This is a genomic window from Bradyrhizobium frederickii, assembly GCF_004570865.1.
Taxonomy (GTDB): Bacteria; Pseudomonadota; Alphaproteobacteria; order Rhizobiales; family Xanthobacteraceae; genus Bradyrhizobium; species Bradyrhizobium frederickii.
This window is the reverse complement of record NZ_SPQS01000012.1, coordinates 53,668-75,938: the sequence shown is the minus strand read 5'-3', so window position 1 is coordinate 75,938 and position 22,271 is coordinate 53,668. Positions and strand designations below refer to the sequence as shown.

At 64.8% G+C, this 22,271-nt stretch carries 24 protein-coding genes; 15 read left to right on the top strand and 9 right to left on the bottom strand.

The genetic code is table 11. The features are described from left to right. Positions 1-50 precede the first annotated feature (50 nt). The 7 genes from E4K64_RS21595 (at position 51) to E4K64_RS21565 (ending at position 6,656) form a co-directional block, all read left to right on the top strand. The gene (locus E4K64_RS21595) at positions 51-776 is read left to right on the top strand and encodes a pyridoxamine 5'-phosphate oxidase family protein (protein ID WP_135165333.1); all 726 of its coding nucleotides are present in this window, start codon (positions 51-53) and stop codon (positions 774-776) included. Between the two features lie 53 nt (positions 777-829). Then, a complete protein-coding gene (locus E4K64_RS21590) occupies positions 830-2,107 on the top strand; it encodes an ArgE/DapE family deacylase (protein WP_135165332.1) in 1,278 nt (425 codons plus the stop codon). A 217-nt stretch (positions 2,108-2,324) separates the two neighbouring features. Then, positions 2,325-3,134: an alpha/beta hydrolase gene (locus tag E4K64_RS21585; protein ID WP_135165331.1), complete on the top strand. Its 810-nt coding sequence runs from the start codon at positions 2,325-2,327 to the stop codon at positions 3,132-3,134. A 36-nt stretch (positions 3,135-3,170) separates the two neighbouring features. After that, complete coding sequence (kynA, locus tag E4K64_RS21580; RefSeq protein WP_135165330.1) at positions 3,171-4,010, top strand: tryptophan 2,3-dioxygenase; 840 nt, start codon at positions 3,171-3,173, stop codon at positions 4,008-4,010. Between the two features lie 8 nt (positions 4,011-4,018). Then, complete coding sequence (kynU, locus tag E4K64_RS21575) at positions 4,019-5,221, top strand: kynureninase (RefSeq protein WP_135165329.1); 1,203 nt, start codon at positions 4,019-4,021, stop codon at positions 5,219-5,221. Positions 5,222-5,499: 278 nt separating this feature from the next. Then, entirely contained in the window at positions 5,500-5,898 is a 399-nt protein-coding gene (locus tag E4K64_RS21570; RefSeq protein ID WP_135165328.1) for a PaaI family thioesterase, read from the top strand. Between the two features lie 152 nt (positions 5,899-6,050). Further along, on the top strand, positions 6,051-6,656 hold the full coding sequence (locus tag E4K64_RS21565) for a GNAT family N-acetyltransferase (RefSeq protein ID WP_126258397.1): 606 nt from the start codon (positions 6,051-6,053) through the stop codon (positions 6,654-6,656). An 81-nt stretch (positions 6,657-6,737) separates the two neighbouring features. On the opposite strand, the gene E4K64_RS21560 is transcribed toward E4K64_RS21565, so the two are convergent. The 3 genes from E4K64_RS21560 to E4K64_RS21550 form a co-directional block, all read right to left on the bottom strand. Next, a complete protein-coding gene (locus E4K64_RS21560) occupies positions 6,738-7,043 on the bottom strand; it encodes a hypothetical protein (RefSeq protein WP_135165327.1) in 306 nt (101 codons plus the stop codon). A 95-nt stretch (positions 7,044-7,138) separates the two neighbouring features. Beyond that, positions 7,139-7,825 carry a DUF2161 domain-containing phosphodiesterase gene (locus E4K64_RS21555; protein WP_135165326.1) on the bottom strand — a complete coding sequence of 229 codons (687 nt, stop codon included), beginning with the start codon at positions 7,823-7,825 and terminating at the stop codon, positions 7,139-7,141. A 98-nt stretch (positions 7,826-7,923) separates the two neighbouring features. Continuing rightward, complete coding sequence (locus tag E4K64_RS21550) at positions 7,924-8,604, bottom strand: SDR family oxidoreductase (RefSeq protein ID WP_135165325.1); 681 nt, start codon at positions 8,602-8,604, stop codon at positions 7,924-7,926. A gap of 119 nt (positions 8,605-8,723) precedes the next feature. On the opposite strand from E4K64_RS21550, the gene E4K64_RS21545 reads away from it, so the two are divergent. Beyond that, positions 8,724-9,464 carry an SGNH/GDSL hydrolase family protein gene (locus tag E4K64_RS21545; RefSeq protein WP_135165324.1) on the top strand — a complete coding sequence of 247 codons (741 nt, stop codon included), beginning with the start codon at positions 8,724-8,726 and terminating at the stop codon, positions 9,462-9,464. Here E4K64_RS21545 and E4K64_RS21540 read toward each other — a convergent pair whose 3' ends face one another. After that, entirely contained in the window at positions 9,465-10,208 is a 744-nt protein-coding gene (locus tag E4K64_RS21540) for a tyrosine-protein phosphatase (RefSeq protein WP_135165323.1), read from the bottom strand. A gap of 72 nt (positions 10,209-10,280) precedes the next feature. On the opposite strand from E4K64_RS21540, the gene E4K64_RS21535 reads away from it, so the two are divergent. Then, on the top strand, positions 10,281-10,592 hold the full coding sequence (locus tag E4K64_RS21535) for an MliC family protein (RefSeq protein ID WP_135165322.1): 312 nt from the start codon (positions 10,281-10,283) through the stop codon (positions 10,590-10,592). 111 nt (positions 10,593-10,703) lie between these two features. On the opposite strand, the gene E4K64_RS21530 is transcribed toward E4K64_RS21535, so the two are convergent. Beyond that, positions 10,704-10,907, bottom strand: coding sequence for a DUF2735 domain-containing protein (locus E4K64_RS21530; RefSeq protein ID WP_135165321.1), 204 nt, complete (start codon positions 10,905-10,907; stop codon positions 10,704-10,706). A 540-nt stretch (positions 10,908-11,447) separates the two neighbouring features. Between E4K64_RS21530 and E4K64_RS21520 the strand changes: the two genes are divergently transcribed. The 4 genes from E4K64_RS21520 to E4K64_RS21505 all read left to right on the top strand — a co-directional run bounded on the left by E4K64_RS21520 (position 11,448) and on the right by E4K64_RS21505 (position 14,936). Next, positions 11,448-12,482 carry a glutamine synthetase beta-grasp domain-containing protein gene (locus tag E4K64_RS21520; protein WP_135165320.1) on the top strand — a complete coding sequence of 345 codons (1,035 nt, stop codon included), beginning with the start codon at positions 11,448-11,450 and terminating at the stop codon, positions 12,480-12,482. A 196-nt stretch (positions 12,483-12,678) separates the two neighbouring features. Continuing rightward, positions 12,679-13,380, top strand: a complete 702-nt coding sequence (locus E4K64_RS21515) for a GrlR family regulatory protein (protein ID WP_126258388.1) — start codon at positions 12,679-12,681, stop codon at positions 13,378-13,380. Positions 13,381-13,398: 18 nt separating this feature from the next. Further along, on the top strand, positions 13,399-14,082 hold the full coding sequence (locus tag E4K64_RS21510) for a substrate-binding domain-containing protein (protein ID WP_135165319.1): 684 nt from the start codon (positions 13,399-13,401) through the stop codon (positions 14,080-14,082). A 32-nt stretch (positions 14,083-14,114) separates the two neighbouring features. Further along, complete coding sequence (locus E4K64_RS21505; RefSeq protein WP_167772186.1) at positions 14,115-14,936, top strand: tetratricopeptide repeat protein; 822 nt, start codon at positions 14,115-14,117, stop codon at positions 14,934-14,936. 35 nt (positions 14,937-14,971) lie between these two features. Here E4K64_RS21505 and E4K64_RS21500 read toward each other — a convergent pair whose 3' ends face one another. Further along, positions 14,972-15,430, bottom strand: coding sequence for a hypothetical protein (locus E4K64_RS21500; protein ID WP_167772168.1), 459 nt, complete (start codon positions 15,428-15,430; stop codon positions 14,972-14,974). A gap of 285 nt (positions 15,431-15,715) precedes the next feature. Between E4K64_RS21500 and E4K64_RS21495 the strand changes: the two genes are divergently transcribed. Then, positions 15,716-16,420 (top strand): hypothetical protein, encoded by a 705-nt coding sequence (locus E4K64_RS21495; protein WP_135165317.1) that lies wholly within the window; start codon positions 15,716-15,718, stop codon positions 16,418-16,420. A gap of 87 nt (positions 16,421-16,507) precedes the next feature. Here E4K64_RS21495 and E4K64_RS21490 read toward each other — a convergent pair whose 3' ends face one another. The 3 genes from E4K64_RS21490 to E4K64_RS21480 are packed head-to-tail and all read right to left on the bottom strand — an operon-like array spanning position 16,508 to position 20,426. Further along, entirely contained in the window at positions 16,508-17,125 is a 618-nt protein-coding gene (locus E4K64_RS21490; protein WP_135165316.1) for an Isoquinoline 1-oxidoreductase subunit, read from the bottom strand. A gap of 8 nt (positions 17,126-17,133) precedes the next feature. Beyond that, positions 17,134-17,658, bottom strand: coding sequence for a (2Fe-2S)-binding protein (locus tag E4K64_RS21485; RefSeq protein WP_135165315.1), 525 nt, complete (start codon positions 17,656-17,658; stop codon positions 17,134-17,136). Continuing rightward, complete coding sequence (locus E4K64_RS21480) at positions 17,655-20,426, bottom strand: xanthine dehydrogenase family protein molybdopterin-binding subunit (RefSeq protein WP_135165314.1); 2,772 nt, start codon at positions 20,424-20,426, stop codon at positions 17,655-17,657. The genes E4K64_RS21485 and E4K64_RS21480 overlap by 4 nt, the downstream gene beginning before the upstream one ends. Before the next feature lie 276 nt (positions 20,427-20,702). Between E4K64_RS21480 and E4K64_RS21475 the strand changes: the two genes are divergently transcribed. After that, entirely contained in the window at positions 20,703-22,262 is a 1,560-nt protein-coding gene (locus E4K64_RS21475) for a multicopper oxidase family protein (protein WP_209311978.1), read from the top strand. The last annotated feature ends 9 nt before the right edge of the window (positions 22,263-22,271 follow it).

The following is a 22,271-nucleotide window of genomic DNA, read 5'->3' as shown; positions in this document are numbered from 1 at the left end:
ATGCGCCGCTACAACCATTCCCGATCTTTCCAATCCGATCAGGAGCGGCCGTGAGCCAGACCGAGACCTCGAATTCCTATCCGACATCGGCGCGCAACCAGGTGAAGCGCCGGCACGACCGCGGCTTCTACGATCACGACACGGTTCATCGCATCCTGGATTCCTCGATGCTCTGCCACGTCTCCTACGTGATCGACGGCCAGCCCTATTGCACCCCGACCTTCTTCTGGCGCGAGGGCACCAAGCTGTACTGGCACGGCTCGAGCGCCAGCCGGATGCTGCGCAATCAGACCAAAGGCGAGCGCGTATGTCTCACGGTCGCCCATCTCGACAGCCTAGTGCTGGCGCGCTGCGGCTTCAACCATTCCGCCGACTACCGCGCGGTGATGGCATTCGGCACCGCCTATCTCGTCACCGATCCCGATGAGAAGGAGCGGGCGGTGATCGCCATGGTCGATCGCTTTTTCCCGGATCGCACCGCGAGCCTTCGGGCCAGCACCACCCAGGAGATCAAGGCGACGTCCTTCATCGCGATGGAGATCGAGGAAGCCTCGGCCAAGATACGCGCCAAGGGTGTTGCTGACGACGACGAGGACTACGCGTTGCCGATCTATGCCGAGCGCATTCCGGTGCGCACGGTGCTTGGCGCGCCGGAGCCGTGTCCGCGCCTGCTCGACGGCGTCAGCCGGCCTGCGACGCTGGACGGCTATTCCGAAGGCCGGCTGCTCGAAGATGCATTGCGGGATGCATATTTTGTGGAGTACCCGAGCGGCTGAAATCGGCTAGCTTGCGCACTCCCTGGGACCATTGGAATGCCTGGAGTTGCCTGATGAATGCCGAAACGCAGCAGAGGATTCTCGACGCCGTCGATGCCGGCTTCGAAGCCCAGCTTGCCACCACACGCGATTTCGTCGCGATCCCTTCGACCCGCGGGGCGGAGGGGCCGTGCCAGGACATGATCGGCGACCTCCTGCGCGAGCGCGGCTACGAGGTCGACGATTGGCACATCGACGTCGACGATCTCAAGGATCTGCGCGGCTTCGGCCCGATCGAGCATGATTTCTCCAAGGCGCGTTCGGTGGTGGGGACCTACCGTCCGCAAACGAACGGCGGCAAATCGCTGATCCTGCAGGGCCATTGTGACGTGGTGCCCGCTGGCCCGCTGGAATTGTGGGACACGCCGCCGTTCTCGCCCGTCATCAAGGACGGCAAGATGTTCGGCCGCGGCGCCTGCGACATGAAGTCGGGCACCATCGGCGCGCTCTATGCGCTGGATGCGATCAAGGCCGCGGGCTTCAAGCCGACGGCGCGAATTCACTTCCAATCTGTCATCGAGGAGGAGAGCACCGGCGTCGGCGCACTTTCGACCTTGCAGCGCGGCTACCGCGCCGATGCCTGCTTCATTCCGGAGCCGACCGGCGGCAAGATGGTGCGCTCGCAGGTGGGCGTGATCTGGTTTCGCCTGCGCGTGAAGGGGCATCCAACTCACGTGGCGTTCGCCGGCTCCGGCGCCAATGCGATCATGGCCGCCTATCATTTGATCCAGGCGTTGCAAAAGCTCGAGATCGAGTGGAACGAGCGCGCCAAGGCCGACAGGCACTTCAAGACGCTCAACCATCCCATCAACTTCAATCCCGGCATCATCAAGGGCGGCGACTGGGCCTCCAGCGTGCCGGCCTGGTGCGACGTCGACTGCCGGATCGCGGTTCTGCCGGGCTGGTCGATCGCCGATCACCAGAAGGAGATCATGGCCTGCGTCGCGGCCGCGGCGCGCAACCACCGCTTCCTCGCCAACAATCCGCCTGAGATCGAATGGTCGGGCTTCCTGTCGGAAGGCTATGAGCTGACCGACGCCGCCGCGCCGGAAGCTGCATTCGCCAAGGCGTTCGGCAAGGTCTATGGCGGCGTGCCGGAGGATCTCGTCTTCACCGCGCTCACCGACACCCGCTTCTACGGCCTCAACCACGGCATCCCCAGCCTGTGCTTCGGCGCCGGCGGCGGCGAAATGCACGGCTTCAACGAATTCGTCGATCTGGAGTCGCTGAAGAAGACGACCAAGGCAATGGCGCTGTTCATCGCGGAATGGTGCGGGCTGGAGAAGGCTTAGCGTCGCCTCAGTCGCAGCTCTCGTAGGGTGGGCAAAGGCGCACTTGCGCCGTGCCCACGAGTCATCTCGGTCATGACCAAAATCGTGGGCACGCTCCGCTTTGCCCCCCTACGATATCTCGGCTGGAATCCTTTAAGCTTAAAATAAAGACTAGGATGCGGCCCTGACCGGTGGCAGACTGACGCCTGATCGCAGAGCCCGAGTCCGAGGAGTGACAATGCGCGATTGGGATGATGCTTACGCCAATTCGGCCCATATCCCGGGATCGGACAAGATGCCGGCGCAATGGGCGGAGCGGGCGGCGGCCTACCGGGCCGGGCTGAAGAATTTTCGCGCTGATATCGCCTATGGCGCCGGTGAGCGCCAGATGCTCGACCTGGTCCTGCCCGACGCCGACAGCAAGGGCCTCGTCGTCTTCGTGCACGGCGGCTATTGGATGCGCTTCGACAAGTCGGCCTGGACCGATCTCGCCGAAGGCGCGCGCCTTCACGGCTGGACGGTAGCGTTGCCGAGCTACACGCTGACACCGGCCGCACGCATCTCCGACATCACCGCCGAGATCTCCGCCGCGATCGCGAAAGCGGCTTCGCTCGTCGCAGGACCGATCCGGCTTGCCGGCCATTCCGCCGGCGGCCACCTCGTCACGCGCATGCTGTGCGACGACAGCCGGCTGGAGCCCGCCGTCTTCAACCGTATCGCCGGCACGCTCTCGATCAGCGGCCTGCACGACCTGCGGCCACTGCTGAAGACCAAAATGAATGACACGCTGCGCATGACGATGGAGGAGGCGGCGCTCGAAAGCGCGGCGCTGCATCTGCCGCGCGGGCATTCGCCCGTGACCGCCTGGGTCGGTGGCGGCGAGCGGCCCGAATTCATCCGCCAGTCCGATCTGATGGCCAATATCTGGACCGGTTTCGACGTGTCGACCCGTCTCGTCGTCGATCCCGGGCTGAACCATTTTACCGTGATCGACGGACTGAAGGATCCGGCCTCGCCGATCACCGCGCGCCTGATCGGCCTCGACTGAGCAAGGCCGGGAAAGATCGATCGAAAGGGCCTGCCCATGACGTCCAGCGATTATGATCCCACCAGCGAAGGCGCCGAGACCGAATTCGCCCGGCGCATGTCCTACGGCGACTACCTCGCGCTGGACGCGATCCTCGGCGCGCAACATCCGCTGTCTGAAGCGCATGACGAGATGCTGTTCATCATCCAGCATCAGACCACGGAGCTGTGGATGCGCCTCGCCATCCACGAGCTCAGTGCCGCGCGCCGGGCCATCGCCAGAGACGACGTGCCGCCCGCCATGAAGATGCTGGCGCGGATGTCGCGCATCTTCGAGCAGCTCAACAATGCCTGGGATGTCTTGCGCACGATGACGCCGAGCGAGTACACGCGCTTCCGCTCGCAGCTCGGCCAGTCCTCGGGCTTCCAGTCGCGCCAGTACCGGCTGATCGAATTCCTGCTCGGCAACCGCAACCACGCCATGCTGAAGCCGCACGCGCACGATCCGGAGACGACGAAGCTGCTGGAAGCCGAGCTTGCGACCCCAAGCCTCTATGACGAGGTGCTCAGGCTCGCCGACCGCAACGGGCTCAAGATGCCGGCGGCTGTATTGGCGCGCGATGTGCGCGAGACCCACAGCTTCAACGAAGGCGTGCTGCAGGCCTGGCGCGTCGTCTACGAGGCGCCGGAGACGCATTGGATGCTCTACGAGCTCGCCGAGAAACTGGTCGACTTCGAGGATTATTTCCGCCGCTGGCGCTTCAACCATGTGACCACGGTCGAGCGCGTCATCGGCTTCAAGCGCGGCACCGGCGGCACCGGTGGTGTCAGCTATCTCAAACGCATGCTGGAGGTGGAGCTGTTCCCCGAGCTCTGGCGCGTCCGCACCATTCTGTAGAAATGCCCATGACCAGATATCGCGTCTATGACGATACCAAAGCTCTGTTCGATCTGCCTGACGGCGTCGTCTATCTCGACGGCAACTCGCTCGGTGCGCTGCCATCGGGCGTTGCCGAACGGGTCAACCGCGTCATCACGAAGGAGTGGGGCATTGAGCTGATCCGCGCCTGGAACACCGCGGGCTGGTACGTCCAGCCGCGCCTGCTCGGCGATCGCATCGCACGGCTGATCGGTGCGGCAGCCGGCTCGGTGATGGTCGGCGACACGCTGTCGCTCAAGGTTTACCAGGCGCTCGCCGCCGCGCTGGACATGAATCCGTCTCGCAAGACCGTCCTGTCGGACACGGGCAATTTCCCGACCGACCTCTACATGGCCGAAGGCCTGATCGCGACGCTCGGACGGGGCCATCAATTGCGTCTGGTCGCGCCGGAGGAAATCGAGGCGTCGTTGTCGGAGGAGATCGCGGTGCTCTACATCACCGAGGTCGACTACCGCACCGGCCGCCGCCACGACATGGCGGATCTGACCGCGAAGGCGCATGCGCTCGGCATCGTCACGGTCTGGGATCTCGCGCATTCCGCCGGCGCACTGTCGGTCGATCTCGCCGGCACAGGCGCCGATTTCGCGGCGGGGTGCACTTACAAATATCTGAACGCCGGGCCCGGCGCGCCGGCCTTCCTCTACGTTGCGCCGCGCCACGCCGACAACGCGCGCGCGGCGCTGTCGGGGTGGATGGGGCACGCCAAGCCGTTTGCGTTCGAGCTTGCCTATGCGGCCGCCGGCGGTGTCGAGCGTATGCGCGTCGGCACGCCACCGGTGCTGGCGATGGCGGCGCTGGAGGCCTCGCTCGATATTTGGGACCGCGTCGATATCGCTGACGTCCGCGCACGCTCGCTGGCGCTCGGCGACTTGCTGATCGCCGAAGTCGAGCGCCGCTGTCCGTCCCTGAAGCTGATGACGCCGCGCGCGCATGATCACCGCGGCTCACAGGTCTCCTTCGCGTTCGACGGCGGTTACGCCGCCATGCAGGCGCTGATCGCCCGCGGCGTCATCGGCGATTTTCGCGCGCCTGACATCATGCGGTTCGGGATCACGCCGCTTTACATTGGCGAGAGCGAGATCATCCGGGCCGCCGAGATCATCGAGGAGGTCATCGCAGGCGAGGTGTGGCGGCGGCCGGAATATCAGGTCGTGAACGCGGTGACGTGAAAATCCATCACCGCCACCCTGAGGCGTGAGCTCGGTGGCGCCGATGCGCCGCTGAGCGAGCCTCGAAGGGCGACGGCCCGGCTGCATCGCGGCCGTTCATCCTTCGAGGCTTTCTGCACGGCGCTGCGCGCCGCGCAGCTCGCGCCTCAGGATCACGGAACCGAGAGAAGCCCATGCACTGTGCCCGCCGATGTCAGCACGGCGATTACCTCGGACGTCATTGCCTTGCCGCGCGAAGCAATTCACGCTGAGACAACAACGAATTGGGAGAAGATCTGATGACGCCACTCGAGAAACTCAAAGCGATGAAAATGCCGTTCGCCGAGCTCAAGGGCGTCGAGTTCGTCGAGGCCGGGAAGGACCGCGTGGTGGCGCGGATGGCGGTCCGCCCCGATCTCTGCACGCTGCACCACACCATCCATGGCGGGGCGGTGATGGCGCTGGCCGATTCCGTTGGCGCGGCCGCGACTGTGATCAACCTGCCTGAGGACGCCAAGGGCACGACCACCTTGGAGAGCAAGACCAATTTCATCGGTGGGGCCAAGGAGGGAACCACGGTGATTGCCACGGCGACCCCGGTCCATCTCGGCCGGCGGACCCAGGTCTGGACCACCCGGCTGGAGACCGAGGACGGCAAGCTGGTGGCCGTGGTGACCCAGACCCAGCTGGTCCTGTAAGACTACGGGGCTTTGAATTCATTAACGAATTAGTCGTCTCCCGTGCCTTTAACTTGGGCAGGTTCCTGTCTTGCAAAAGATGCTGCGATGCACAATATAGGGAGCCTAGGGATTCGAACGCCTCCTCGAGGGACACCAAGAGGAGTTTTGACGTGGTACTTCAAGAGACCGTCCGCACGGCTCCGGGCTATGTGCGGACCCTGATCCAGCAGGAAGAATTGCCGCTCCTGCGTGATCACCTGCTGAGGCTCGATGCCGCAAGCCGGCACGACCGTTTCAACGGTTATCTCGACGACAGCTTCATCGAGCGTTACGCCGCCCGCTGCGCCGAGGACGGCACCGTGATCGTTGCCTATATCGTCGACGGCGTGGTCCGCGGTGCGGCCGAGCTGCATCCGCCGGAAGATGAGGCCCTGCCTGAAGTCGCCTTCAGCGTGGAAGCCTCGGCGCGGCGCCAGGGTGTCGGCACCGCGTTGTTCCGCCGCCTGATCGCGGAGGCGCGCTGGAAAGGCTACAGGCGTCTGCGCATCACAACCGGTGCCGAGAATCACGCGATGCGGGCGCTTGCCAGGAAGTTCGGGGCGCATCTGGCTTTCCGCCAGGGCGAATCGACCGGCACGATCGATCTTGCCAAGACGCCCGAAGCAGAGCTTGCCGATCTCGCGGCTTCGCCCTTCACGGCCGGGCGCGCGCTTCTCAGCCTCAACTCGACCTGCTGGAAGATCATCTCCAGCATGTACGACAATCGCGCGGCCTGACCTCAAATCGCGGGCTGAATCAAAAAGCGGACCGGCATGGCCGGTCCGCTTTCGTATTTCGTAGATCGTGAAACGAACGCCTTAGGTGCCGGTACGCGTGCCGGTGCCGAAACGGCGGACGACGCGCCGTTCGACCACGACGGAGCGCTGTGCGCCCTGTTCGCCGGCGATCACGCGCGTCGCAGTGATGCGGCTGTTGGTGCGCGCCTGCTTCTTCACCTCGGCCTGCACGACATCGAGCGGCATCCCCATCAACGCTGCGGCGATCTCGGCCTGCTGCCCCTGATCGTCGGTGATGCCGATGGCGGCGAAGATCGCCTCGTCCAGGGTGGGCGGATCGTGGCGGACGCGCCGCGTGCCATATTTGGTATTCCAGTCTGCGCTCATAACGGCCTCGTTTCGATGCCGGGATACCTAGTGCCGCTAATGTTGCATTGCAATATGAAATTGGTGTGGCATCTCAGCTATGCACCGGTCGGGTGTCATGACAGCGCCGCAACAGCGGAATCGACCTCAATCCGCTGCTGTGGCCAGCGTTTCAGGGCGGCGTGTCCGGCCTCGGTGAGCCCGTAGATTCCCCGGTCGGCCCGTTCGAACCAGCCATACACATTGTTAAGCAAGATCTTGCCCGCGTCAGGACAGCGTTCGCGCAATTCGCGCACGCGCCGCGGCCCGTCGGCGAGCGCCGAGGCGCAGGCCAGCGCCTGCTGCCGATAGGCCGTCATGATCGGCGCACGGGTGCTGCCGCCGAGCACAGGATCGCCCTGGCGGCGCTGATGCTCGGCGACGAGGCGCGAGCGCACCTTCGGCTCGCGGCGCGGCGCTGCCGTCGGCGGCTTCACCAGCACCTCGACCTGGCCGCGATCGGTAACGCCGAGCATGCCGAAACCAAGGCGGCGGCAGAGATTGCGATAGCGCGCATCGCTCTCGCGCCCCTTGCCTCGGGCCGACATCTTCGCCGCGATCCAGACCTCGTCACCGGCCGGCGCGCGGTCGACCGCCTGGAGGATCAGTTCGAGGTTGAAGGCGAGCTTGAGCTCGCCGATCACCACCACCGGCGGATCGCCGGCGCTGAGGCCGACGAGATCGCAACCGCCGATCTCGCCCTTCACAGTGAAGCCGAGTCCCTCGAGGAAGCGTTTGACGGGCAGGTAAAGGGCGGTTTCCAAGGGAGTTCCGATCGAAGAATCAGTTGCGGCACTAGTCTAGTGCCTTCTCGTTTCCGATTGAATCAAGCCGATGTTCGGACCATCAGATCAAGACGCAATCACACCCGTCCACCTACCGGAATCAGCGCGCCGGTGACGCCGCTCGCGGCGTCGCTGGTGAGAAACAGAATGACCTCGGCGAGTTCCTGCGGCGTCACCCATTTGGAGAAGTCCGCCGTCGGCATGTCGGCGCGATTGGCCGCGGTGTCGATGATCGACGGCAGCACGGCGTTCACTGTGACCGTTCCCTTCCACTCGGTGGCGAGCGCCTCGGTGAGCCGATGCACGCCCGCTTTCGACGCCGCGTAAGGCCCCATGCCGGAGCCTGCCTGGAGCGCGCCCATGGCGCCGATATTGACGATGCGGCCAGCGCTGGACGCTGCGAGATGGGGCAGCGCCGCGCGCGATGTGTTCAGCGCGGTCAGCACGTTGAGCGCATGCATGCGCTGCCACGTCTTGACGTCGCCGTCGCCGATGGTCTCGAAGGCGAAGCCGCCGGCGATGTTGATCAGCGCGTCGAGCCGGCCGAGATGCTTGGCTGCCACATCGACCGCCGTCCGCGCTTGCGCCGCGTCGGAGAGGTCGACGCCGCCGATCTCGATGCGGTCGGGCGTTGGGGGCACTTGCGAAGGCGCGTGGTCGATGCAGGCCACGCGCGCGCCGCGCGATCGAGCGATCTCCGCGACCACCTTGCCGAGCGCGCCGCGCGCGCCCGTCACGAGAACCACTTTTCCCTGCACGTTGCTCTCCGTCGTTACCCCTTGCGCTCCGACATTGCGCGGGCCGAATTGGACTTGCAATGGCGGCGGCTTCAAGGCTGAATGAGTTCTGCAACCTTGAATAGCGTGAGGGCGTTGGTATGTCCGAAAGTCTGCCAGCCGTAGACATCCCGCAGGACATCATCGCGCTCAAATACCCGCTGCGACGCTTCTTTGACGCTCTGCGCGGAGAAGGTCCGGCTCGCATCGTGGCGATGGGATCATCCTCAACGGCGGGACGTGCGGATGTCGTGCCTTACCCCGCCCGCCTGGAGATGTATTTGAGGCAGCACTATGCCGGCCCGTTGCCGAAGCTTCGCGTCGACGTCCTGAATCGCGGCAAGGGCGGAGAGGAGGCGCCGAAAGAACTCGATCGGTTCGACGCAGATATTTTCGCGGACCGGCCCGCGATGGTGCTTTGGCAGGTCGGCACCAACGCTGTCTTCCGCAAGAACGAGTTCAACTTTCAGCAGGTGCTGGACAGTATTTCCGAAGGCGTGCGCCGGCTGGGGCAGCATCCAATGGATGTTGTGTTGATTGATCCGCAATATGTCACCGCCATGCTCCGCGACGACAAGGCCGAGCTTTCGGAGCAGATGGTCTCGAAGATCCGGGAGATCGCGGAAGCTGCGAAGGTCAATGTGTTCAGACGTTGGGCCCTGATGCGGCATTGGCATGTGCAGAATGGCGTGCCATTCGACCAGATGCTCGATCCAACGGATCGGCCCGACATGCTTCACCAGAGTGACTGGAGCACGCTTCAGGTCTCCAAAGCCCTGCGTCAGGCGATCACCGACGCTGTCCCGCCGGGGAGGTGGCTGACCGACCAAGCAACGTCCTAATCAGGCTTGCAGATAGCGCGCCTTCAGCGCGGCCCGCTCGGCTTCGCCGAGCTTGAGCCCGTCGCGCAGATAGGTTTCGAGATCGCCATACTCGCTGCCGACGGCCTCGAAGGCCGCAGCAAGATACGAGGTCTCGACGCTGCCGATGGCGTTGCGGACGTCCTCGGGCAGGTCCGTGGCGGCCGTCGCATCGCGCTTGTAGTGACGGTTGGTCAAGAGGTAATCCTCGGCGATGATGTCGTCGGGCACGCCGAGCGCATGCAGGATCAGCGCGCTGGCAAAGCCGGTGCGGTCCTTGCCGGCGGTGCAGTGAATCACCAGCGGCGCACGGTCTTCCAGCAGATGGCCGAACAGAGCGCGGAAGCTGTGCGTATGGTGGCGGACGTAGTTGCGATAGGACTCGCGCATCAGCTCGAGCGCCACCGGCGCGGTGAGCGTGCCCCGGGCGAGCTCGGCGCGCAGCGCGGCGACGACGGTCGGCTCGATCGGCAGCGAATGCACTGTGATCTCATTCACGACGCAGATGCCGGCTGCGCGCTCCTCCAGGCCGCGGAAATCGAATGCGCTTCTGACGCCCAGCGCGCGGACGATCTCGACATCGGCTGCGGTGAGCTGGCCGAGATGATTGGAGCGGAAGATGTGCCGCCAGCGCGTGATGCGGCCATCGGTGGTCGGATAGCCGCCGAGATCGCGAAAATTGCTGGCGCCTTGCAGGGCGAGATGGCGGGCAGGGGAGTCTGACATGAGATCAGCTTGCGGCTATGGTTCCATTGGACGCACGACGGGCGTTCTTAAGCGCTACTAGAGGGGGCGATCATGGGCTGCCACAAGGCCATTCTTTTGGCGGTCGCCATGCTGGCGGGCGGAGCTTGCCACGTGCGGCAGGCCGATGCGCAGACGTTCCGGACCTATCGCTGTGCCGATGGTACACAGTTCATCGTTGGTTTTTATGATGGCGACAAGCGCGCCTTTCTGCAGATCGACGGCGAGCCCGCAATGCTCGCGAAGCGGCTGGCGGTCTCTGGCGCGCGCTATTCGGGAGCCGGTATCACGCTGACCATCGGGAAGGCCGGGACCACCACGGTCAAGCATCTGAAGCGGCCGGTCACGGCCTGCGCGGTGATCTGAACGGAATGGTTCAGGCAAGAATCAAAAAGGGCCGAAACACCGTTGTTTCGACCCTTTCGATCTTCCGCAGGCGCTTGTTCGAGCGGGGCGGTTTCAAACCGAGCACAGGCATCAGCGATCCCATTTCGGCTTGGCGTCGTCGACCGCGTCCTGGTGGTACCAGCTGTCGCTGCAGATCGAGACATTCGCGGGATGCGAGGCGTGCTCGGCAGGGAGGCGGGTCTCGCCATAGCGGCGTCCGGCGAGAGCTGCGCGGCCCCCGACCGGGAATTGGTAGATCGTTGCCGATCCGTGACTCAGACCATTGTTCATCATTGCGATTCTCCTTGGTCGAAGCGCATTGGCCTCCATGGTGCGCCCGACTCGTTCGATTGTGGTTACCGGAGTCCCCATATCGGCTGCGTCCACTGGATTGGAAAGTGCTGAAAAGGAAATCAGTTGCCGCCCAATTTGTGGGCAGATGGAGGTCTGCTTCCCCTAAGGCAGCTTGCCGGAGGCCAACGCGGGGGCCATTCCAAAGGTTGCTGCGTAGGGGCGAGAGACTTTGCAAAAATTGCCGGCGGTTGATGCGCGTTTCATCGGCAACGTTCGGAGCCGCGCCGCCTGCTACAAAAACCGGCGGTTTCCGCAGGATTTTTGCGTTGCGGCTTCACGCGGAGGTGCGCGGCTATGACGCATATCGCAGGAGGCGGTCTGCTCGCGGCGGGGAGTCCCCGATCGCGATGGAAAACGTCCCGCACTGCGGCTTTTTGGCACGTAAAATGCTTGTAAGGGGCCGGCCGATGATGGCCGGGTACAAAACGTTCAGGGGCCTCCGGGCCCCCAAACCTTTCGCATCATCTACAGAGAGGCTCAATGACCAAGTATAAGCTCGAGTACATCTGGCTCGACGGATATACGCCGACTCCGAATTTGCGCGGCAAAACTCAGATCAAGGAATTCGCGTCGTTCCCGACGCTCGAGCAGCTTCCGCTCTGGGGCTTCGATGGTTCTTCCACTCAGCAGGCCGAAGGCCACAGCTCCGATTGCGTGCTGAAGCCGGTCGCCGTCTTCCCGGACGGGGCGCGCACCAACGGCGTGCTGGTGATGTGCGAAGTCATGATGCCCGACGGCAAGACCCCGCATCCGTCCAACAAGCGCGCCACCATCCTCGACGATTCCGGCGCCTGGTTCGGCTTCGAGCAGGAATACTTCTTCTACAAGGACGGCCGCCCGCTCGGCTTCCCGGCTTCGGGTTATCCGGCCCCGCAGGGCCCGTACTACACCGGCGTCGGCTATTCGAACGTCGGTGACGTCGCCCGCAAGATCGTCGAAGAGCATCTCGACCTCTGCCTCGCGGCCGGCATCAACCATGAAGGCATCAACGCGGAAGTCGCCAAGGGTCAGTGGGAATTCCAGATCTTCGGCAAGGGCTCCAAGAAGGCCGCTGACGAAATGTGGATGGCCCGCTACCTGATGCTGCGCCTGACCGAGAAGTACGGCATCGACATCGAGTTCCACTGCAAGCCGCTCGGCGACACCGACTGGAACGGCTCGGGCATGCATGCCAACTTCTCGACCGAGTACATGCGCACCGTGGGTGGCAAGGAATATTTCGAGGCGCTGATGGCGGCCTTCGACAAGAACCTGATGGACCACATCGCCGTCTACGGCCCGGACAACGACAAGCGTCTGACCGGCAAGCACGAGACCGCGCCGTGGAACAAGTTCAGCTACGGCGTTGCCGACCGCGGCGCCTCGATCCGCGTTCCGCACTCCTTCGTCAACAACGGCTATAAGGGCTATCTGGAAGACCGCCGTCCGAACTCGCAGGGCGACCCATACCAGATCGCTTCGCAGATCCTGAAGACGATCGCCTCCGTGCCGACCGACAAGAAGGCCGCGGCCTAAGATCCTCCCGGCCCGGGCTGGGGGGCTGGCCCGGGTTGGTGCTCAATCCGCCGGAGCTGCAAGGCTCCGGCGGATTTTTGCATTTGGATGACGGTCGTCTGGTAACTGCCTGGCCCGGCCGCGCGACACTTGTCCATTGCCGCTGAAAGCGCGATAGAATGTCCTGCGATGCGCGCGAGGCCCGGGGACACGGCCGGTGTTTGAAGGCTTCTACAAGGTGAAATTTCAGCTCGGCGACGCCGTCGGCCGCAGCGTGATGCATGCCGGCAATGGCAAGATGCTCGGCGGCAATTCGGCCTTCGCCCATATCGGCACCTATGAGAAGACCGACAGCGGCGTCGATATCGTGATCAGCACCGTCCGCCATAATCCCGATCCGAACTACCGCGCCATGGCGGGCACTGACGACGCCACCTTGCTCGCCAAGGGCTGGGCGGATGGCGACCTCTATCGCTTCAAGGGCGAACTGAAGGAGCTGCCGGGCATTCCCTTCCAGTCGGTGATGACACCGATCACGGACGACGAGGTGCCGATTGCCGGTGGCATCGGCGAAGCCGGCATCGCCGATGGTCTCTATTCCATCCATCTGCGCATGCTCGACGGTCTCGACGGCGGCCTCACCGGCGTGATGCTGCTCAACCGGGGCCGCATCCTCGGTGGCGATGCCTCGTTCTACTATCTCGGCAGCTACACCGCCGCGAACGGCCGCTGGAAGGGCCAGATCCTCAACCAGGAGCACACGCCGGCCAAGGACGATCCGATCTTCGGCGGCCACGAGGTCGGCATCGGCTTCTCCGGTCGCTACGACGCGGAAGAGGCGGTGATGGAGGCGGCCGCGCTTGCCGGCAAGCGCAGCCTGCGCCTGACCGCCGCGCTCAAGCTGATGCACCGCGCCTGATCGTGACGGGAAGCGCAGATGGAAAAAGTCCGCATGCTTTCGACGCTCGGCCTGATGGGCGCGATGCGGAGCCTGTCCGGCGCCTTCGAGGCTGAAACAGGCATCCATGTTGACGCGGACTTCGCACCGACCCTGGCCCTGCTGAAGCGCTTGCGCGACGGCGAGGCCGCTGATCTCGTGATCCTCACGCGCGAGGGGCTGGACGAGGTGATCGCGGAGGGCCGCGTGCTTGCCGATGGCGCGGTCGATCTGGCGCGCTCCTATGTCGGCATCGCGGTGCGGGCCGGGCAGAAGCAGCCCGACATCGGCAGCGAAGCGGCGCTGCGCAAGTCGCTGCTCGCGGCGCGGTCCGTTGCCTATTCGCGGCTGGGCGCGAGCGGCGTCTACTTCGCGCAGCTGATCGTGCGGATGGGGATCGCGGCCGAGATCAACGCCAGGGCCAGCATCGTCGAGCAGGGGTTCACGGCGCAGCGCCTCGTCAGCGGCGAGGCCGATCTTGCCGTGCAGCAGATCAGCGAGCTGAAGCAGGTCGAAGGCATCGAGGTGGTGGGACCGATCCCGCACGAATTGCAGACGCCGGCCGTGTTCTCCGCTGGCCGCATGGCGAATGCGAAACATGCGGAAGCCGCCGACCGGCTGCTGCGCTATCTGGCATCGCCTGATGTCGAGCCCGTGCTGCGCCAATCGGGACTCGAGCCTTGAATTTGCCGGAACGGGGACGCAACGTGGTGCTCATGCGGACTTACCTCCTTGCCATGCTGTTCGCGCTCGCCGTGCCCCTGACGGCGCAGGCGCAATCGGCCGATCTCGTTCTGTGCGACCGGGTCGCCGCCGATCCCAGCGATCCCGACAAGCCGGCCGACGTGAGGGGCGTGGCGGAGATCGCGGCCTCCGACATTGCAACGGCGATCAGGTTCTGCAAGCAGGCCGCGCCATCCTCGCGGCGCGCGATGTTCGCGCTCGGCCGCGCCTATGCGGCCAACCGGCAGACCGGAGAGGCGATCGCGGCCTGGCGCAAGGCCGCCGACAAGGGATCTAGCGCGGCCATGGTCGAACTCGGCGTGGCCTATGCCACCGGCGCGGGCGTTGCCAAGGACGAGGCGCAAGCGCGAAAGTTGTTCGAGAAGGCGGCGCAGGCCGGCAACCCCCGTGGCGTCAGCAATCTCGCCGCGCTCGGCGGCGCAGGTGGCGCCGCGCCGGCCGATCCCGCGCAGGCGCGCGCGCTGCTCGGCAGGGCTGCCGAGACCAACGCGGAAGCGCAGTACCAGCTCGGCCTGATGCTCTCCGAAGGCTCGGGTGGCGCGAAGGACGAGGTCGCGGCGCGTGCGCTGTTCGAGAAGGCGGCGGCACAAAACCATCCCGGTGCATTGGAGCGGATGGGTGCCTTCGCACAGGAAGGCCGGGGCGGCCCCAAGGACAAGGACGCCGCGAAGGCCTATTACGAGCGTGCCGCGGCGCTCGGCGACGAGGACGCCAAGAAGGCGCTGGAGCGCATTCGCTGTCCCTATGCGATCAAGGACAAGCAGGGCAAGCTCGTCACCACGCTGTGCTTCTGATCCACATCTCCCGGTCAGGGCAGAGCCCGGCCGGCTCACTTCATGTAGTAGGCGAGATCGTTGCGGGCGTCGCGGTAGGTGGTCTCGAGATAGTCGGGATATATTCGCGCGGCTTGTGCTACCGCGCGCACCACGCAATCCCAGAAATCGCCGTTCCAGTCGAAGTGCTTGTTGTACTCGTCTTCGAATTTGACGGCGGTGATGATCGCCTGCCGGATCGCCTGATCGTCGGCGCGCGGATGGGCACGCTTCACATAGCCGAACATCGGCCCCTCATGCGCATGCTCGCGTTCCCAGCGGTACTTGGCGCCGAACTGCTCCGGGGTGAGGGTGCGGTTGATGCGGATCTCTTCGGCGGTCGGACGGCACGCGATCGTGTCGAGGCGGTAGCGCTGGCGCCAGAGCCCGTATGCCGCATCGAGCAGCTGCTGCTTTGCGGCGCTGGCGATGATCGCGCTGAGCTCGTCCTCGGCTGATTGCGGTCTCGTATCCATGCCGGTTGGTCGCGCCTCGGCGGAGGCCGGTTCAAGCCTGATCTTTTTCGCGAGCCGGAGACAAAAGTCGAAAAACAACCCCATGCACAGTAGCCAAGCCGTTGAAATCACACGCATGCGGATTTTTCGAAGTCGATTTGACCCGTCGGGCAAAACAGGGGCATAATGGCATCGTGGCGGACGTGCGTTTCGTGGCCGGCGCTGCGCGGAAAAGCCGGTGGCTTCAATGCGGCGGCGATGCTAGGTAGCCGGCAATTTGCTTTCCGATTTTGCGGGTTCAAGACGTTGCTGGACGGACTCTACAAGGTTGAATACGGCGTCAACGACGCGTTCGGACGCAGCATCATGTGCCTGCATGACGGCAAGATGCTGGGCGGCAATTCGGGCTTCGCGCATCTCGGCACCTATGCCGAGCGTGACGGCGAGATCGTCGCCGAGGTGATCACCGAGCGGCATAATCTCGATCCCAACTACAAGCCGCTGATGGGCGCGGACGTCGCCAGGATCGGTGCGCGAGGGCGGCTGATCGGCGATCAGATCCGCCTGCAGGGTGGCGCCGACACCATGCCGGGCGCGCATTTCTGGGCCAATCTCACCCGGCTCGACGATGGCGCGCTGCCGCCGCGCGGCACGATCGGGCAGGGCGGCATCGCCAACGGGCTCTACGGGATGAGCCTGCGCGCGCTCGACGGCGTCGAGGCCGGCCTCTCCGGCGTGATGCTGCTGATCGACGGCCGCATCCTCGGCGGCGATGCGTTCTTCTATTATCTCGGCTCCTATTCTTCCGCGGACGGCCGCTGGAAGGGCGAGATGCTGAACCAGGAGCACACGCCGGCGAAGGGCGAGAATCCCGTGTTCGGCGGCTTCGAGGTCGGGATCGGCTTCTCGGGGACCTGCACGGAAGACAGCGGCGAGCTCGAAGGCATCGCGCTGGCGGGCAAGCGCAGCCTGCGGCTCGCGGCGTCGCTCAAGCTCATGCGAAGGGCGTAGGCTCACAAACTCGATTGGCCCGCGCGGACATGGGCCGTGTCCGTTCAGCATTCAAGCCGACGATTATGAGGACTTGCGCCAGCCTCATCACGGTGCCGGACAGGCCGCCCCCGCCTTCACCCAGGCCTCGACCAGCGCGCCGGCCTGTTGTTGCGTGCCCGGTACGGGCGAGCGGCCGAAGCCGGGTTGCCAGGCCCAGCCGACCAGCGTGTCTTTGCCGATGTGGTCGATCAGCTCTTCCACCTTGCGCCCGCCATTGCGCTTGGGGTCCCTGATCTGCTCGCAGATCTCGCCGGCGGTCTTGCCCTCCCAGGCCATCTCGCGCGGGGCGAGATGCCATTCGGGATGTCCGGGCATGCGGCCGGGCTCGAAATTGGCCTTCTGGTGGCAGGTGTGGCAGCGCATCGGCTCGAGCCCGTGGCCGTCAGCGCCGCGCGTGACTGGCGGCTGATGCAGGCGGGGATTGTCGCCTTGCCGCGGGCTGTCGCCGGCCGGATGGCAGTTGGTGCAGCGCGGGTGCGTCAGAACCTTTCCGAGCTCGGTGAAGATCGCCGCCGAGCGCTTTTCGACATCGGTGATGTTGGCAAAGCTGTCGGGCGACGCCAGGACATGGCTCGCTGTTTCGGAGGCCGCGTAGCCCGCGCAAAGGCTGCTGGCGAGCGCCGCGATCACGGCCATCGTCTTGAAGCGCGCGTCAGAGAACATGGCTCGTGTCACTTGGTGGCGATGAGGTAGCGGTTTGAATCGGCGAGGATCACGTCGCGCACCGCCTCGTGATATTTGATGTAGCCGGTGCAGCGGCAGAGATGGCCATCAAGGGCGTCCGCGATCGTCTGCTCCAGAGCCTCGCGCGGCACCGGCGCGCGTGCGAGACGTTCGAGCAGGACCTGTCCTTCGTTGAGGAAGCCCGCCGTGCAGTAGCCGCACTGAAACGCGAAATGATCGACGAAGGCCTTTTGCAGCGCCGAGAGCTGGCCGTCCTTGGCGTGACCCTCGACGGTGCGGATCGACTTGCCGTCGAAGTTCACGGCCGGCGCGATGCAGGTCGGGCTGGTGTAGCTGGTGCCATCGGGCGCGTCGACGATGATGGCGCAGCTCAGGCATTGTGCGGCGCCGCAGCCGAACTTGGTCCCGGTCATGCCGAGCATCTCGCGCAGAAAATCGTTCATCGAGAGATCGTCGCGGACGTCCATCGGGCCGTGCTTCTGGCCGTTGATGGTGAGGCTGAGGGTCGTCACGCGAGCACTCCCTTCAAAAGGCTTGAGCTGACCGGCAGCGAGCGGAAGCGATGGCCGGTGGCGTCGTAGATGGCGTTGATGAGCGCCGGCACAATCGGGATCATCACGACCTCCGCCATGCCCTTCGGTGCTTCGTCTGGCGTCTGCGGCTTTAGCATCTCGATCTCGAGATCGCGGAGCGGCAGGTCGGAGCCGCGAGCGACCAGATAGCGGCCGAGATTCCAATCGCCGCCGCCCGGTCCGCTCTCGAACGGCGGCAAATGTTCCAGAAGCGCGTAGCCGACGCCCATGGCGAAGCCGCCCTGGGCCTGGCCCATCACCACCTCGGGTACGAGTGCGGTGCCGCATTCGAGCACGCTGTAGGCCTTGGCGATACGCAAGGCGCCCGTCGCGCGCTCGATCTCGACGCGGACGACCGTGCCGCACATCGAGGTGTAGGCGGTGCCGATCCGGTTGTTGTCGGTCGGCGGAAACTTCACGCTGGTTCGGTTGATCCGCTCGAACTTACCGTTGCCGCGGCGGATCGCAAGCGCGTCGATGTCGGCGCGGTATTGCTCGCCGAACAGCGGAAAGCGTGCCCGCGACCACGCCCAGCGCGAGAAGCTGTGCGCAACCGCACCGGTAACGAAGCCGCGCGCATGAGCTGTTGCGGCCAGTACCGGCAGCGCCAGCGGTTCGAGACCGGGCATGGTCAGCTGCCCATTCTGCCAGCTTGCGGCGTCCCGTTGGCGCGCGCGCGGATCAGTCCTTGCGATGCGCCACAGCTCAAGCGCTGCCGGCCACAGGCCGAAGCGGAAAATGACGCGGGCGGCTTCGGCGGAGGAATGCGTGCCGACATGCGCGCCGATCGAGGAGCTAGTCGGAGAGCTAATCGCGGGCACCCAGCGCGGATTTTTCTCCGCGGCATCCTGGGTTTTCTGGTCCATGGTGGAGGGATCGCCGGACGTGACCAGCCCGAGTACGTCATAGCTATCGACGCGGGCGACCGAGACCTCATCGGCGATGACGCCGAGATGGCTTGCGACCCGGTTGGCCAGCGCCGTACCGATGCCGTTGCCCATCTCGACATGATCGCAATAGATTGCGATCTTGCCGTCGGGGGCAAGCTCCACGCGTCCGAGCGAAGCGTCCGCGCCGGAGCCATAGTCTTTCGTCACGCAGGCGACGCCGGTGCCGACCAACCGATCCGACGACGTCTGCTTGAATTGTGCCCGCTGCTGCCAGATCGGATGCTTCTCGAGCTTGTCGAGGATTTCGGGCGTGCGCACCGAGACGATATAGGGATTGCCCGTCATGGTCCGACCGTTCTGGGGCAGCGCATTGCGCCGCCGGAATTCGATCGGATCGCGCTTGAGCTCGGACGCCGCCTCGTCGATCAGGACCTCCAGCGCCGTCATGGCTTGCAGGATGCCGTAGCCACGCATCGAGCCCGCGCTCACGCCGCGCGAGTGCACCGCGACGGTCCTGACGTCGACCTTCGGAATGTCGTAGATGCCGATCGCGCCGGTGCCCGCGACGACGGCGACGCTGGCCGAGAAATGGGCGAGCCCGCCGCCGTCGAGCACGTGATCGGCGGCGAACGCCTTGATCTTGCCGGTCGCGCGATCGATGCCGATGCGCGAGCGCATCTTGATCGAGTGGCGCTTGATGCCGCCCTGAAACTGCTGGTAGCGGTCATGCGCCAGCCGCACGGGCCTACCGGCAAAGCAGACCGCCGCGAGCGCAACATAGAGAATGAAAGGCGTGTGATCGCGGCCACCAAAACCGCCGCCAACATGGGCGAACTGCGCGTTGATGTGCGCCGGCTTGTAGGGCGCGCGGGCCTTGCCAAACAGATGCGCGATCGACTCCGCCGCCTCGTAGGGCGACTGGACGCCAAGCAGCAGTTCGAGATTGCCACCCTTGCCGTCGTACCAGGCGAGCCCGCATTCCGGCTCCAGGAACATCGGGTCGACCGATTGCGTCTCGAACTCGCGGTCGAGCACCAGCAGCGAGGCGTCGTCTGCGGCGAGCTCGGCGCGGATCTGCTCGCCATGTCTCGCCGCCTTGGCGTAATCCGCCGGCATTTCCTTCGCGAGGGGTGACCACACCGGCAGCGCCGCGCTCTGCACCTTCTTGGGCGAGACCCAGCCCGCCTGGAGCGGGGAATAGACATCCGGCTTGTCAGGCGAAGGACCTGCCACGCGGGTGAAGCGGAAGGCCCCATAATCGGGCACGACGACGGGCCCGGTCTCCTCGCCGAATTGGACGAACGTGCCCTCCCGCAGCGCGAGACGCGCCTGGTCGAAGGCGTCGAACTTTTCGAAGATCAAAAGCGCGACCGGCTGGCCGAGATAGAGCGGCGTCTTGCCGACCGGACAGAACAGGTCGCCCGCATAGAATTCCGGCACCTGCGTCCCGATCCGGTCGAGATCAGCGGCAGTCACCACCACCGACGGCTTGAGTGCGCCGCCAAGGCGCGCGAGATCCATGCCGGTATAGACGTGCGTGGCGTCGTTGGCGCGGACCAGGATAGCGTGCGAGGTGGCCTGCGGCCAGCCAGCGAGATCGTTGGCCCGGAAGTCGGAGGCGTAAAGCTTCGCGCCGGTGACCTTGGCGACGGCGTCGACACGGCCGGCGCCCTTGGTCGCGGGATTGAACTTGCCGCGTCCGGGCAGCGTCTCGTGGGCTGCGAAGGGAGCTGTCGTCGCCGAAGCAAGATGCGACAGACTGACCGAGATGCCTCCCGCCGACAACCACTTCACGAACTCGCGTCGCGAAGGCTCCATGATCAGATCCTTGTACAGAGTTTCGAGGACATCACGATGCCCACGGCATCGATGCCCGGAAGGTCCGCGCCAATGCTAGCTCGAATCCATCGTGATTCGTCATGCGACGATAAAGAGGGGCATGGCGTTTACAACCGGTGCATGCAACGCGGTTCCCGGACGGAATCGTCCTTTCGCGCTTGCCTTAGGATCGAATCAAACTGAAGACGGATCGGTAACGGGAGCGAAACTCAAATGCAGCACGATCCGAACGACGTCTCTCCAGTCAGAGCGGATATGACAAAGCTCTCGCGGCGCCAATTGCTCGATTACGGTCTCAAGGCGGGCGCGATGTCGCTGGTCGCAGGCAGCGCGAAGGCCCAGCATGCCGCGCACGACCATGCGGGCATGTCCCACACCGCGGACATGTCGCCGACGATGGGGATGGTTCCGGAAACCCCGGTTCCCGCCATGGATCAGCCGCTGCTCGAGCCCGAGGTGCGGCGGTCCGTCAATGGCCTGCTGAGCACGACCCTGCGTGTTGGCTACGCCTATCGCCAGATCGGCGGCGTCAGGCTCTATGTCAGGTCCTATGAAGGCGGCAGCCCCGGGCCGACCCTGCGCATGAAGCCCGGCGAGACCCTCCGCATCAAGATGATCAACGACCTGCCGCCGAACCGCGATGGAATGCCGGCCGACATCAGCCATCCGCACCAGTTCAACAACACCAATTTCCATTTCCACGGCGCGCATACCAGCCCGAGCGGGATTGCCGACAATGTCATGCGCTCCATGGCACCGGGCCGCAGCTACAACATCGAGATCACCCTGCCGGCCGACCACACGAGGGGCACCTACTGGTATCACCCGCATCACCACGGCAGCGCCGACATTCAGATGTCCTCCGGCATGGTCGGTGCCGTCGTCATCGAGGGCGATTTCGCCGACGTTCCCGAGATCGCGACAGCCCGCGAACGCCTCATGGTGCTCACCCAGGTGGTCTACGACGCCAACGGCATGGTCGAGAATTTCGAGACGCTGTTTCCCGAGACCGCGACGCGCTTTCTCGCTATCAACGGCCAGCGCCGGCCAATGATCGACATGCGACCCGGCGAGGTACAGCGGTGGCGCATCCTCAATGCCGCTTATCAGGACGACATGCTGCTCGACCTGGAAAAGCACGATCTGCATGCGATCGCCTATGACGGCATCCAGCTCGGCGCCATGCAACCGCTCAAGCAGGTCCTGATCGCGCCCGGCCAGCGCGCGGACATTCTGGTGAAGGCAGGCGGCCCCGGCACCTACGCCTTTAACGCCGCGCCCTACGACCAGGGCCATCCTTCGCCCGTCGGGCCGCTAGCGCGGGTCGTGGTGTCAGGTGCGCCGATCGACATGAAGCTGCCGCGCGCCCTGCCGCCGGCGCCGCTTGCCACGATCAAGGATTCCGAAATCACCAACCGTCGCAAGGTGACTTTGTCGGCAACCGCGCCGGAGGCCGATGCCGCCGGCCATTGGCAGGAGTTCGAGTTCTTCGTCGACGGCAAGAAGTTCGATCCCCGCCGCATCGATCAGCGGGTCAAGCTGGGCGCGGTCGAAGAATGGACCATCGTCAATACGCATGAGCATGACGACCACGTCTTCCACATCCACACCAATCCGTTCCAGGTCGTCTCGGTCAACGGTAAGGCGCTGGCCGTGCCGGAATGGCGGGATTCCGTGATCGTGGAGCGCAAGGGCGGCCAGGTCGTGTTCCGCTCGCGCTTCATCGATTTCACCGGTGTCTACATGCTCCACTGCCACATGATGAACCATGAGGAGATGGGCATGATGCAGACGGTGGAGGTCTACAAGCCCTAAGTTGCGGGT

Bases quoted from the DNA above. Each gene is read 5' to 3' on its own strand.
- E4K64_RS21590 (WP_135165332.1), top strand. From the start codon at position 830: ATGAATGCCGAAACGCAGCAGAGGATTCTCGACGCCGTCGATGCCGGC.
- E4K64_RS21585 (WP_135165331.1), top strand. From the start codon at position 2,325: ATGCGCGATTGGGATGATGCTTACGCCAATTCGGCCCATATCCCGGGA.
- kynA (WP_135165330.1), top strand. From the start codon at position 3,171: ATGACGTCCAGCGATTATGATCCCACCAGCGAAGGCGCCGAGACCGAA.
- kynU (WP_135165329.1), top strand. From the start codon at position 4,019: ATGACCAGATATCGCGTCTATGACGATACCAAAGCTCTGTTCGATCTG.
- E4K64_RS21570 (WP_135165328.1), top strand. From the start codon at position 5,500: ATGACGCCACTCGAGAAACTCAAAGCGATGAAAATGCCGTTCGCCGAG.
- E4K64_RS21560 (WP_135165327.1), bottom strand. From the start codon at position 7,043: ATGAGCGCAGACTGGAATACCAAATATGGCACGCGGCGCGTCCGCCAC.
- E4K64_RS21545 (WP_135165324.1), top strand. From the start codon at position 8,724: ATGTCCGAAAGTCTGCCAGCCGTAGACATCCCGCAGGACATCATCGCG.
- E4K64_RS21540 (WP_135165323.1), bottom strand. From the start codon at position 10,208: ATGTCAGACTCCCCTGCCCGCCATCTCGCCCTGCAAGGCGCCAGCAAT.
- E4K64_RS21535 (WP_135165322.1), top strand. From the start codon at position 10,281: ATGGGCTGCCACAAGGCCATTCTTTTGGCGGTCGCCATGCTGGCGGGC.
- E4K64_RS21530 (WP_135165321.1), bottom strand. From the start codon at position 10,907: ATGATGAACAATGGTCTGAGTCACGGATCGGCAACGATCTACCAATTC.
- E4K64_RS21520 (WP_135165320.1), top strand. From the start codon at position 11,448: ATGACCAAGTATAAGCTCGAGTACATCTGGCTCGACGGATATACGCCG.
- E4K64_RS21510 (WP_135165319.1), top strand. From the start codon at position 13,399: ATGGAAAAAGTCCGCATGCTTTCGACGCTCGGCCTGATGGGCGCGATG.
- E4K64_RS21505 (WP_167772186.1), top strand. From the start codon at position 14,115: ATGCGGACTTACCTCCTTGCCATGCTGTTCGCGCTCGCCGTGCCCCTG.
- E4K64_RS21500 (WP_167772168.1), bottom strand. From the start codon at position 15,430: ATGGATACGAGACCGCAATCAGCCGAGGACGAGCTCAGCGCGATCATC.
- E4K64_RS21490 (WP_135165316.1), bottom strand. From the start codon at position 17,125: ATGTTCTCTGACGCGCGCTTCAAGACGATGGCCGTGATCGCGGCGCTC.
- E4K64_RS21480 (WP_135165314.1), bottom strand. From the start codon at position 20,426: ATGGAGCCTTCGCGACGCGAGTTCGTGAAGTGGTTGTCGGCGGGAGGC.
- E4K64_RS21475 (WP_209311978.1), top strand. From the start codon at position 20,703: ATGACAAAGCTCTCGCGGCGCCAATTGCTCGATTACGGTCTCAAGGCG.